At 34.1% G+C, this 12085-nt stretch carries 13 protein-coding genes; 2 read left to right on the top strand and 11 right to left on the bottom strand.

Features of this window, described 5'->3' with window-relative positions; translation table 11 throughout:
- Positions 1-64 precede the first annotated feature (64 nt).
- Positions 65-1594, top strand: a complete 1530-nt coding sequence (locus CSUIS19073_RS01180; protein WP_180379356.1) for a succinate CoA transferase — start codon at positions 65-67, stop codon at positions 1592-1594.
- 107 nt (positions 1595-1701) lie between these two features.
- On the opposite strand, the gene CSUIS19073_RS01175 is transcribed toward CSUIS19073_RS01180, so the two are convergent.
- The 8 genes from CSUIS19073_RS01175 to CSUIS19073_RS01140 form a co-directional block, all read right to left on the bottom strand.
- Complete coding sequence (locus tag CSUIS19073_RS01175) at positions 1702-2718, bottom strand: GGDEF domain-containing protein (RefSeq protein WP_086236745.1); 1017 nt, start codon at positions 2716-2718, stop codon at positions 1702-1704.
- Positions 2699-3763 carry a GGDEF domain-containing protein gene (locus CSUIS19073_RS01170; RefSeq protein ID WP_086242126.1) on the bottom strand — a complete coding sequence of 355 codons (1065 nt, stop codon included), beginning with the start codon at positions 3761-3763 and terminating at the stop codon, positions 2699-2701. Before CSUIS19073_RS01170 ends, CSUIS19073_RS01175 begins: the two co-directional genes overlap by 20 nt.
- Complete coding sequence (kdsB, locus tag CSUIS19073_RS01165; RefSeq protein ID WP_086236743.1) at positions 3760-4491, bottom strand: 3-deoxy-manno-octulosonate cytidylyltransferase; 732 nt, start codon at positions 4489-4491, stop codon at positions 3760-3762. The genes CSUIS19073_RS01170 and kdsB overlap by 4 nt, the downstream gene beginning before the upstream one ends.
- A complete protein-coding gene (gene thrC / locus CSUIS19073_RS01160; protein WP_236845256.1) occupies positions 4488-5969 on the bottom strand; it encodes a threonine synthase in 1482 nt (493 codons plus the stop codon). Before thrC ends, kdsB begins: the two co-directional genes overlap by 4 nt.
- Positions 5970-6214: 245 nt before the next feature.
- Positions 6215-7057, bottom strand: a complete 843-nt coding sequence (argB, locus tag CSUIS19073_RS01155; protein WP_086242125.1) for an acetylglutamate kinase — start codon at positions 7055-7057, stop codon at positions 6215-6217.
- A complete protein-coding gene (locus CSUIS19073_RS01150) occupies positions 7051-8025 on the bottom strand; it encodes a tetraacyldisaccharide 4'-kinase (RefSeq protein ID WP_086242124.1) in 975 nt (324 codons plus the stop codon). Before CSUIS19073_RS01150 ends, argB begins: the two co-directional genes overlap by 7 nt.
- Positions 8018-9151 carry a DegT/DnrJ/EryC1/StrS family aminotransferase gene (locus tag CSUIS19073_RS01145; protein ID WP_086242123.1) on the bottom strand — a complete coding sequence of 378 codons (1134 nt, stop codon included), beginning with the start codon at positions 9149-9151 and terminating at the stop codon, positions 8018-8020. The genes CSUIS19073_RS01150 and CSUIS19073_RS01145 overlap by 8 nt, the downstream gene beginning before the upstream one ends.
- A 13-nt stretch (positions 9152-9164) precedes the next feature.
- Positions 9165-9890 carry an NAD+ synthase gene (locus CSUIS19073_RS01140; protein ID WP_086236739.1) on the bottom strand — a complete coding sequence of 242 codons (726 nt, stop codon included), beginning with the start codon at positions 9888-9890 and terminating at the stop codon, positions 9165-9167.
- Between the two features lie 92 nt (positions 9891-9982).
- On the opposite strand from CSUIS19073_RS01140, the gene CSUIS19073_RS01135 reads away from it, so the two are divergent.
- Positions 9983-10573 carry an MBL fold metallo-hydrolase gene (locus tag CSUIS19073_RS01135; RefSeq protein ID WP_086242122.1) on the top strand — a complete coding sequence of 197 codons (591 nt, stop codon included), beginning with the start codon at positions 9983-9985 and terminating at the stop codon, positions 10571-10573.
- A 4-nt stretch (positions 10574-10577) separates the two neighbouring features.
- Here CSUIS19073_RS01135 and CSUIS19073_RS01130 read toward each other — a convergent pair whose 3' ends face one another.
- The 3 genes from CSUIS19073_RS01130 to CSUIS19073_RS01120 are packed head-to-tail and all read right to left on the bottom strand — an operon-like array spanning position 10578 to position 12079.
- A complete protein-coding gene (locus CSUIS19073_RS01130; protein ID WP_086242121.1) occupies positions 10578-11060 on the bottom strand; it encodes a thioesterase in 483 nt (160 codons plus the stop codon).
- A 9-nt stretch (positions 11061-11069) separates the two neighbouring features.
- Positions 11070-11909 (bottom strand): tRNA 5-methoxyuridine(34)/uridine 5-oxyacetic acid(34) synthase CmoB, encoded by an 840-nt coding sequence (gene cmoB, locus CSUIS19073_RS01125; protein WP_086236736.1) that lies wholly within the window; start codon positions 11907-11909, stop codon positions 11070-11072.
- Entirely contained in the window at positions 11906-12079 is a 174-nt protein-coding gene (locus CSUIS19073_RS01120; protein WP_180379355.1) for a hypothetical protein, read from the bottom strand. The genes cmoB and CSUIS19073_RS01120 overlap by 4 nt, the downstream gene beginning before the upstream one ends.
- Between the last annotated feature and the right edge of the window lie 6 nt (positions 12080-12085).

Genomic DNA, 12085 nt, shown 5'->3' with positions numbered 1-12085 from the left:
TATTATAAGAGAAATTATAGAAATTTTGCTTATAATCAAGCTAAATTTTAATTAAAGGATAAAAATGATTGACAATACTATAAATGATACTAGTCGTATCAAAGACGCTAGATATCTATCTAAGGTTATCAAAGCAGATGAAGCAGCAGCTCTCATCCCGCATAAGGCTCAAATCGGATTTAGTGGATTTGTCGGCGCTGGAAGCCCTCTATATATCCCAATCGCAATTGCCAATAGAGCTCAAAAGCTACATGAAGCTGGCGAGGAATATAAGATTAGTATATATTCTGGTGCTAGTACTGATGTGGATCTAGATGGAGCGCTAGCTAAGGCTAATTGTGTTGAGTTTAGAACTCCATTTAATACAGACCCAAGTATGAGAGGCCGTATTAATGCTGGTGAAACTAGATATTTAGATGTCCATCTATCATCTCTTGCGTGGCAAGTAGAGTGCGGATATTTTGGTGATATGGATTTTGCTGTGATTGAAATTTCAGGTATCACAGAAGATGGCAAATTAATCCCTACCACCTCAGTAGGCAATAACCAAGCTTGGTTAAATGCTGCTAAAAAGGTGATTTTGGAGTTAAATACTCATCAACCAAAAGAGCTAGAGGGATTTCATGATATCTATGTCCAAGCCAAACCACCATTTCGTGAGCCAATTCCACTTAAAACTGCTAGAGATCGCATAGGAACTCCATATATGAGCGTGGATTTTGATAAGGTTGTAGGTGTGGTATTAAGCTCTACTGAAGATAGGCTAAATAGCTTTACTCCACTTGATGAGGTTTCAATAGCCATTGGTGATAATGTGGCTAAATTTTTCGCTGCCGAAGAGGCTGCTGGTAGGTTACCAAAGGGTAAATTGCTACCTCTTCAAAGTGGTATTGGTAATGTGGCTAACGCTGTTTTAGCCGCTCTTAGTAAGGCTGGATATAAAGGACTTGAGTGCTACTCAGAAGTTATCCAAGATGGTATGCTAGACCTTGTTAAAGATGGCACTGTTGATCTAGCCTCAGCTTCAGCTCTCTCACTTAGCCCAACTGCGGTAGAGGAATTTAGAAAAAATGTTGATTTCTATAAAGAGCATATAATTCTTCGCCCACAAGAGATATCAAATAGCCCAGAATTAGTAAGACGCCTTGGGGTTGTAGCTATGAATGGTATGCTAGAAGCCGATATCTATGGCAATATAAACTCAACTAATGTTATGGGTACGCAGATGATGAATGGAATTGGCGGTAGCGGGGATTTTGCTAGAAATGGCTATCTATCTCTGTTTTTAACCCCTTCAGTAGCAAAGGGTGGAGCGATATCAGCTATTGTGCCTTTTGTGAGCCATATAGATCACACTGAGCATGATACTATGGTGGTTGTAACTGAGTATGGATATGCTGATTTAAGAGGTTGTAGTCCAAGACAGAGAGCGCAAAAGATGATAGCTATAGCTCATCCAGATTATAGAGATATGCTACAAGACTACTTCGATAGAGCGTGCGCTCAGCCAAAGCCAGGTCATACTCCACATATTTTAAGCGAAGCTTTAAGCTGGCATGATAGATTTAATAAAACAGGTAGTATGAAAAAGTAGATTAATATTTTTAGAGTTACCATTTTTGGTAACTCAGATCGCCACGACTAAGCTCCTTATAATATTTCAAGTGTGGCGATCTTTGGTATTATTTTATAATTTAAGCTCTATTTGGCAATTATGCAGTTTTTGACACTTCTTTTACCTTTATATAGCCTTTTATCAGCTTGATCTGTAAGTTTGTTTGGATCTGTCCCGCTATCTGAAATTCCAAATGTTACTGTAAAGTGAATGGATTTATTATTAGAGATTTTAACTGGAGTTTGATTGATTATAAATCTAATATTTTGAATTTGGTTTATAAAATTTATTCTACTAGTATTGGTTGCTACGATGACAAACTCCTCTCCGCCCCAGCGACAGACTATATCAGACTTATTTGTATTTTCGGTAAATATCTTAGCTAGAGTTTTTAATACTTCATCGCCAACATTATGTCCAAATTTATCATTTATACTCTTAAAGTTATCTATATCGCACATAGCTATGGTGATTGTTTTATTGGATTTTTTAGCTAGTATTATATTTAGTGCTCGTTTATTTATAAGACCTGTTAGGTGATCTGTCTGAGAGGCAGTTTTTAGCTCATGTCTATATCTGTGAAGGTCTTTGATATTTATCTGATTTACGATACCATAAACCTTAAATATCACAACAAATAAAAATAATAAAAAGGCAAGATTGCTTATATAAAATATCTCTACAAATTCTCCTGGCTCTTTTGGAAAATATATATTTGAGATCATATAAACAAAGATAAAAATAGCAAAATCAAATCCAGCTAATAGATAAGTAATCACTCTATTTTTAAAGATATTTAGATATGTAGTTGATGCAATAGCTATAATAATAAGATAAAACCCATAATCCCACCCAAGTATAATAGTAGCCAACATCGCTGATATGACAATATGCAAATGCGATAGCAAAAATACCCTATCATACTCATTTTCATCTATGGATTTAATAGAAACAGCATAGACAAAAAGCCCCAAAAATGAGACAGCAGATAGAATATACATATCTATCATGTAAAATATAAAAGAGTATAGAAGTGTAACGCACAAAAATAGCGTTAATACAAATTTGAAATTAAATGAGAGATTATCGCTTATTAGTTTCATATTTTTCCGATACTACTTGATTTTTACCTTGATTTTTACCACGATAAAGTAGGTTATCAGCAAGGCTAATAGCTTGATTTATATCTATGGCATCTTCTATGTATAATAGACCAAATGTAGCGCTAATTGGGACTTTATTTGGATTGGCACTATGAATGGCTACTCTAGCAGATTCTGCGATTTGGATTGATCTTTTTATATTTTGAGCTGGAATTATAGCTAAAAATTCCTCTCCGCCCCAGCGACTAATCTTACCAAATTTAGATATTTTATTATCTAGTATCTCTGCTACTTTAGATAGAACTATATCACCAAATATATGACCATAGGCGTCATTTATGCTTTTAAAATTATCTATATCACAAAGGATAATAGCTAGTGATTTAATCTTTTTATTTGATAGCATTTTGAAATTTTGCTCTATTATCTCATTCATTGGAGCTCTATTGTATAAGCCAGTTAGATAGTCAATTTCAGCGATATTTTTATAGCTGATATTCTCATTTTGTGTAGTGATAATATCCATAGCATAGGTATTGCTGTGGCTATCTTGTAATACTATAAATTTAATAGCAATCATAAAAAAGCAAAATAGAAAGCTAATATGCTGAAGTGTTGGTGAGCCATATTTAATATCTTGATCTCCAAATGTAAAGTATAAGACTATAAATAGAATTAGCTGAAGAGATGGAAGCATAAATTTGATAAATAAATTTTTCATTGGCGATACATAGCAAACGCCTATTAACTCAAGCAAAAATAGCTCAAATCCATATCCCCAGCCTAGTGTAATTATGGATATAACCATAGCATAAGTGGCACTAATTTGAATCCAAAAATTTATAATTTTTTCAAATTTTGGCTCGTTAAAATCAATATAAAGAGCCGTAGATATGAAAAAGCATATTGCAAAATTTGTAAATAGAAAAAATAGCCCAGAGTAAGCATACATTGAGCCATATACAGCTAAAATAATGATGTATAATAGCATTAGCTTTTGATAAATTTTTGGGTGTGATTTTAACTCTTTTGTGGCTGTATTCATCGCAGTAAAGTAGATGTAAATCCAAATTTATTTGCAGCAGCTTGGAGATCTTCGATGGTATCAATACCAATGCTACTACTATTTATCTCAAGCATAGCTATATTTTTGCCACTTGATAAGGCTCTTAATTGCTCTAATTTCTCTATATTTTCAAGCTCTTTAGTAGTAAGAGAGCAAAACTGAGCCAAGGTATCTACGCTATATCCGTAAATCCCAATATGTGCTTTATATAGATCGCAACGACTCCTTGGATATGGGATTAGTGAGCGTGAGAAGTATATGGCGTAATCATCTTTATCGGTTATTACCTTGACTAAATTTGGGTTTTTAGCCTCTTCATGGCTAGTAAATTTCAAGCAACTAGTCATAAAAGCCCCATCTTTGATTCTTTGAGCGGTGAAGTCTTTAAATTTAATTAGATTTTTCTCTTCGAAAAATGGCTCATCGGCTTGTAGATTTATCACAATATCATCGCTATTTAAATTTAGCTTTTTAGCCGCTTCGTTGATTCTATCGGTGCCACTATTGTGATCTTTGCTTGTCATTATGGCTTTTATCCCAAATTTAGTTGCGATTTGAGCTATGGCCTCATCATCGCAAGCTATGGCTACATCATCGCATTTACTGGCTAATTTGGCAGTTTTTATAAACATAGGAATCCCACCTATATCGGCTAGGATTTTATTAGCAAATCTAGTTGAAGCTAGGCGGGCTGGTATGATTATCATCTTTTTATCCAATCTATTATATTTGATTTTATCTCATCTTTTTTTACGACTTGAGTGTGAATTTCATCTTCTTTAAATAGTTTTATTATGCTTTTTGGAAGTTTGATATGATACTTATTAGCTAGTAACTTCATATCGGCTAGTTCATCACTGCTATCTCTATTTTTTAGTGCTTTAATCATACTTGGAGTGAATTTAACCCATTGAGCAGTTGAGGTGATCACGCTTAGATGGTCATCTTGAGTTAATTTTAAGCATGTAGCAGTGTGCGGGTCTATTAATATACCGTTTTTAGCCACTTTACAAATATTCTCCATACACTCATCATCATCGCAATAATTTGCTTGGAATTCAGCCTTAAGCACCTCTAGCTCATCGTTTGTCAGCTCATATTTTTTACTATTTGCTAGGTTATCCATTAGCTCTTTAGTTCTTACTGGGCCAAATTTATCAAATAGCAATCTTTCAATGTTTGAGCTAATTAAAATATCCATCGCTGGGCTGATTGTATGGATTAGCTCTTTGTTGTTTAGATCGTAAATTCCGGTATTAAAAAACTCGGTTAAGATATTATTTTTATTAGAAGCTATCTTGATTTTATCGATATTTGCACCCATTTTTTTAGCGTAATACGCTCCAAGTGCGTTGCCGAAGTTGCCACTTGGAATGATTATATCAATTGGTTTTTTATTTTTGTTTATATGGACACAGACATAGATATGATATATTATTTGAAATAAAATTCTACCAAAATTTACTGAATTTGCCGCACTTAGATTGTAGCCTAAATCTTTTAGCGTGTTTTTAAATTCATCATCATTTAATAGCATTTTAAGTGCTTGTTGCGCATCATCAAAATTACCCTCAATACCAATAACTTTGAGATTTGGCGCCTTTTGATTTATCATTTGGAGTCTTTGGACTTGGCTTGTGCCATCTTTAGGGTATAGACAAACTACCTTAATATCCTTAGCATTCTCAAACGAGCTTAAAGTAGCTGGGCCAGTATCTCCGCTTGTAGCACACATTATTAGCTGTTTATTGCCATTAGAAAGCGAACTTAAAAGCTCCCCAAAAGGCTGAAGTGCCATATCTTTAAAGGCTCTTGTAGGTCCGTGCCAAAGCTCATTTATATATAGATTTTTGTTTATTTTTTTGATCTCTACAGCACTTTTATCAAATTTATTATATCTATCTATGGCTTTTTTAAATTTATTTAAGCTTATATTGAAGTTAAATTTTTTGATAATCTCTAGTGCAAATTTATTATAATCCATATTTGAGAGCTTTTTAAACTCTTTTTTGCTAATTAATGGTAGATTGATTGGAGAGTATAATCCGCCATATTTAGCTGCTGGATTAAGAAGTGCGTAATCCAAATTCACAGGCTCATTATCTTCATCTGTAAAATTAGCTCTAGTGCCTACTAATTTTGGTAGATTAATATCTTTTAGCGCCTTAATACTTTTAGGATTCATCTCATTTAGCTTTCTAGCTTCTAAATTTCTAATAAGCTCAGGGAAATCTCTTTCTAAAATAGATTTAATCTTCTTGTATTTGCCTATGATTGCTATAAGCTCTTTACTATCATCAATGTTAATATCTAATATTTTCTTAGCGTTGTGCTGGTTTAAGTGGTAAATTTCATATACTGATTTATGCTTTGAAAGCTCTTTTAACGCCTTTTTACTCATATCTTTTTCTAATTTTATAATTATAAATTTCATTGTATTATACTCCCTATGCCTTCATCTGTGAAAATCTCTAATAGCAATGAGTGTGGAATTCTACCATCAATTATATGTGCTGAGCCTACACCGCTTCTTATACACTCTAGACACGCATCTATTTTAGGTATCATTCCACCGCTTATTGTGCCATCTTTTTTAAGCTCATTAATGCTATTTTCATTAAGTTTGCCAATTAAATTTGAATTTTTATCCAAAACACCTTTTATATCGCTTAAAAATATTACCTTATTAGCTCTTAATTTACTAGCAATCGCACTAGCGCATAAATCGGCATTGATATTGTATGATTCGTAGTTTTCTCCAATGGCAATTGGTGCGATGACTGGTATCAATCCATCATCTAAAAGTGAGTTAATCAGCCTATCATCTACGCTGGTAATATCGCCTACAAAGCCGTATTTGCCATTATCCATAGCTTTAGCTCTTAGCATATTATCATCTTTACCGCTAACTCCTATGGCTCTTGCGCCGTGCTTATTTAGCATACTAGTAATCTCTTTATTTACTAAGCCACTTAGTGCCATCTCCACTATTTGCATAGTCTGGCTATCAGTAACTCTAAGTCCATTTATAAATTCGCTTTTAATCTCAAGCCTATCCAAAAATGAGTTAATTGTTTTACCGCCCCCATGGACTAATATAACCTTGATACCAACAATTTGTAAAAGCACAATATCCCTAGCAAAGCTATCTTTGAGCTTATCATCTATCTGTGCTGCGCCTCCATATTTAATCACAAAAATTTTATCCCTAAATTTCTGTATATATGGCAAAGCACTAAGAATTACTTCAGCTGTTCTACTGCTTTTTAACATAGATCTCCTTTTTGTGAATTTGAGTATATTCTATCTGAAATTTGGTAGCTTTTGATAAACATATCAATTTTATCTATTAAATTTGGCAAAATAGTAGTTTTAAGCTCTAAAATTGAGAGCTTTAAGCCAAAATCTTTAATCTTTACATAATCTTTTTGCGTTACTAAAAGCGAATCGGCGTTATATTTTTTTAATATACTCTCACACTCAAATTTACTAAATTTATGATGATCTTTAAAATGCTCATATCCAACGCAGCTATCATATATGAAGCTAAGTCTTGAAGGATTAGCAATACCGCTTACTAAAACCATTTTATCAGTGGGGTTTATAATGCTATTTTCTTTGATTATATCGCTACTTTTTAAGGTAATATCAGCTAAGTTATAAAAGCTTTTTGGATAGCGATAAACTCCGCTTGGTATGGTGAAATTTAATCTTGGCTCTTTGGCTGGATGGAGCAAAATATTTAGTTTATAAATATCAGCCTTGCCAAATCCATCATCTAAAATTACAAGATTAGCGCCAAGGCTAATGGCTTTATCTATAGCGATTTTGCGGTCATTTGAGACGATTACATTAGCATTTTTAAGGCTTATGGCATACTCCATAGCCTCATCGCCGCTAGTTGCTACATCGCACTTTATAACACCATTTAAGGCGACTATTTGCATACCTTTAGACTCTCTTTTATAGCCTCTTAGGATTATAAATATCTTATATTTGTGGCTAAATTCATTAAATATCGCCTTTGTAAGCGGGGTTTTGCCACTACCGCCTAAGATTAAGTTACCAACGCTGATGACTGGAATGCTAAATTTAACCGGCTTAGCAAGTTTAAATTTCACCCAAACCAAGCAGTAATATATCAGTGAAAATGGCAAGAGTAGGGTGCTAATAACTATCTCAAAATAGCCTGGCTGATAAAAGTATCTCTCCAACCAAGCGTGTAATTTAGGGTTAAACACGATTTTGAGCTACTGATTTGACTGCATTGCAGATATATAGCGCCTCTTCATCGCTTAAGGCGGCATATATAGGTAGTGAGAGAATTTGCTGATAAGATTTAAGTGCTTTTGGGAAGTCATTTACCCTTAAGTGGTATTTATTTTTATAGTAGCTTAGTAGATGCATTGGGCGGTAGTGAAGGCTAGTGTGAATGCCAATATCCTTTAGCTCTCTAGCAAAGCTATCTCGGTTTTTATCAATTTTGATTATATATTGATTATAGATGTGATCTCGCTTAATTACTGGAGTGGTGATATGCGGGCAATCTTTTAACTCTTCATTATATATAGCTGCTATAGCTTTTCTATGCTCAATAAACATATCAAGCTTTTCAAATTGAGCGATACTATATGCCGCACAGAGTGAATTTAAATCATATTTTTGTCCAATATCTATAACATCATACATATATCCTAAATTTCCATCTTTATCAAAGCTATCATTGATTATAGCGTGGTTGCGAATGAGCCTTGCACGACTAGCCATCTCATCATCATTTGTAACTATAATCCCAGTAGTTGCTACTGCGTGTTGGACTTGTGGATTGATCTGAAAGCAAGACATATATGAGCTCATATTGCCAATTAACTTACCCTTATATGTAGCTCCCATCGCTCTACTAGCATCATCAATAATCTTTATATCATACTCATTAGCAAGGGCGTATATGGCGTCCATATCGGCACTTTGACCGGCTACATGAGTGATAAATGCGGCTTTTAGTTTTTTATGTTTTTGGGTTTTTAGGATTTTTTCTAAATCATTTGGGTCTATATTAAAATCATCTTCATTAATATCTACAAATATCGGCTCAGCATCAAAATGTCTAATAACTTGAGCAATGCTAGGGAAGGCATTAACCGAGCAAATAATCTTATCTCCACGCTTTAAATCCATCGCACATAGGCTTAGATGGATAGCAGCGGTGCCGTTATTTGTCGTAATGGCGTGTTTAGCACCAAAGAAATTTTTTATGTTGTTTTCTAAATTCTCAACCATATAGTTCGCATTTTTCTCTAAGGTCTCTTTGATAAGCTCGTGTTCTCTATCTGTAATCAGTGGGCGAAAAAATGGTATATCTCTCATTAAATCTCCTAATTTATGGTATCGCTGGTGGTTTTAGTTTGAAGCTATTTTTAGCCATTCTATCTATGATTTGGCTTTTAAGCTCGCTATCAAATTTGGATAGATCATCACTATTTTCTATAGCTTTTAATAGCTCATCAATCTCTTTATAGCTATATCCTAGCTCACTCTCATCGCTTTGATTTGGCCATAAGTCAGCACTTGGGGCTTTATCTATTATATTTTGATTAATCTCAAGATATGAAGCAAATTTAAAAAGATCGCTTTTATAGATATTAGCAATTGGATTTAAAGCACACGCCATATCTCCATATATTGTCCCATATCCTAGTAGTCTCTCGCTTTTATTACTCGTGCCTGCGACTAAATATCCTAGCTTAGCAGATTGATCATATAGCATTATCATACGAATTCTAGCAGTGATATTACCAACTCTTAATCTATCATTTTCATCGCTAAAAGGTAAAAATGAGGCTAAAATTTCGCTGATATCTACTATTTGATGGTCTATTTTTAAGCTTTGACATAGGGTTAAAGCGTCATTTAAATTTACCTTATTTGAGCTAGAAGTAGGCATTATAAGGGCTTTTGTGGGTGCGACTTTAGAACAAAGAGTAGCCACAACCGCAGAGTCTAGACCGCCACTTAGCCCAAGGATAAAGCCATTTGCTTTAGAGCTATTTAGATAAGAACTAAGAAAATTTATAAGTTTATTTTCTAAGAATTTAAAATTTTCCACTAATATCACCTATAAAAATATTGGCAAAATTATATCTATTTTAAGGTAAAATATATCTTATAATATTTAAATTTATTATCAGAAAGGTAAAAATGCAGATTATTTCAAGGTCTTTTGGCATTTATGGGACGAATTGTTATGTGGTTGTTTTAGATGATGGAGAGGTCATAATAGATCCAGGCGATGGGGCTTATGAGTGGGTTAAAAGAGTGTGTAAAAATCCTTTAGCGATATTATGCACTCATGGGCATTTTGATCATGTTTATGATTGCTTAGCTATAAAAGATGAGTTTAAAATCAAAATTTATATCCCCAAAGATGATGCTTTTATGTGCCAAAATGATCCATTTGGGCTTTTAAAAGCGAAATTTGAGCCAGATATTATGGTAGATGATAAAGATGAGATTGAGCTTGGTGGGGTTAAATTTTGCTTTCATCACTTTGCTGGGCATACGCCAGGGTGCAGCGTGATAACAGCTGGTGAAGTTATGTTTAGTGGGGATTTTATATTTAAAGATTCAATTGGTAGATATGACTTTCCTTTTAGCGATGGAAAGCTAATGAAAAAAAGCCTATATAAGGTTCTTGAATTTAAAAATTATAAGATATATCCAGGGCATGGAGAGCCAACAACTCTAGATAGCCAAAGAAGCTCTTTAACCAGATGGGCTCAAGCTATATAGGCTACTATTCATCGTTGTCGTCAGATTTTTTCTTTTGTTGAAGTTTAAATATATGCTCTTCTAATACAACTATTTGGTATGTGCCTTCAAAGACCTTTACGCCTTTGATGGTGCCTACTACTTTTATCTCACGCTTTTTGGACTCTTCAAAGTAAGCGTGAGCTTCAAATTCAATCAAATCCCCAACCCTAGCTGGAGCGTATAAATTTGCTTTTGTGCTTATGGTAACTGAGTATTGAGTATTTACAGCTACATGTGCAGCCCACTCCCCAGCTCCAATGATAAATCCACCATGAACTAATCTCTCATCATCAAAAACCATCTCATTACTAGCCATCAAAGCGGTTTTAGCGTAGTTTGACTTCATATCTAATATTCCACCACATAGTGTTGAATTTATAGACATTGGAATATTTAAAATCCCTTGAAAACGCTCTGAGCTATCTATCAATCCAATATCTTGCAAACTCTCATCATATTCACTCATAATCTACCTTTAAGTTAATCTTATATAAACTCTCTTTGGTGCTGGATAGCCCTCAATTGTCTTTGAGCTATCATTTGGGTCTAAAAAATCCTCCAAGCTTTGGCTATCAATCCACTTAGTTTTGCGTTGCTCGAAGCTATCAGTATCTTTGGTGGCTAAAATTTCAAAGCTTTTAAATTTAGCTCTTTTGACCCAGTTTTGCAGTGCTTTTATACTTGGGATAAAGCTGATATTTGGGATTTTGGAGTAGCTGCCATTTGGACTTAGCACCATCTCATCATCACGCTCAATATACATAGTATCTATAAAGACCTCGCCACCTTGCTTCATAGCGGATTTTAGCTCCTTTAAGCACTTTATAGGATCGCTCCTATGGTATAAAACTCCAAGGCAAAAAATCGTATCAAATTTAATACCATAACTAGGCAAACTCTCCACTCCAGCTATCTCAAATTTTATATCACTTTTAGCAAAATGGTTAATAAAGCTAAATTGCAAAAATGCTAACTCACTAGGGTCAAATCCAACTATGCTTTTTGGCTTAAATTCGAGCATTTTAAACATATAATAGCCATTATTACAGCCTACATCGGCTACAACTTTATCTTTTAAATTTAAATGCGGTTTTAGGATATTAAACTTAACAAAACTTCTCCACTCGCTATCGATAAAAAGCTCATTTAGATGAAATGGCCCCTTTCTCCAAGGCTTTAGGGCTAGAGCCATATCCTTAATATCTTTAGTAAAATTTGGTATCTCTAGCCTTACGCTATCATCTAAGATAAGCTTGGAGTTGCTATTATCAAGCTTTGAAATTCTAGCTAAAAGCTCATTATAAGTGTTATTCATAAATCTTTCCAATCTATTAGATTTTCATCGCACTTTTTATGATAGACTCCAGAGGCGTCATAATACTCTTTACAACCATTGTAGTATTTATCTGAAATTCCGCGCTTATTTACCCATAAGCAACCTTGTAAAAGTAGCACCAAAATAGTAAAAATAATCAAATTTCTCATAGCGAT

The organism is Campylobacter sp. RM19073 (assembly GCF_024723495.1).
GTDB classification, from domain to species: domain Bacteria; phylum Campylobacterota; class Campylobacteria; order Campylobacterales; family Campylobacteraceae; genus Campylobacter; species Campylobacter porcelli.
The sequence above is the reverse complement of the archived record's forward strand: the minus strand, read 5'-3'. Positions and strand labels throughout refer to the sequence as shown.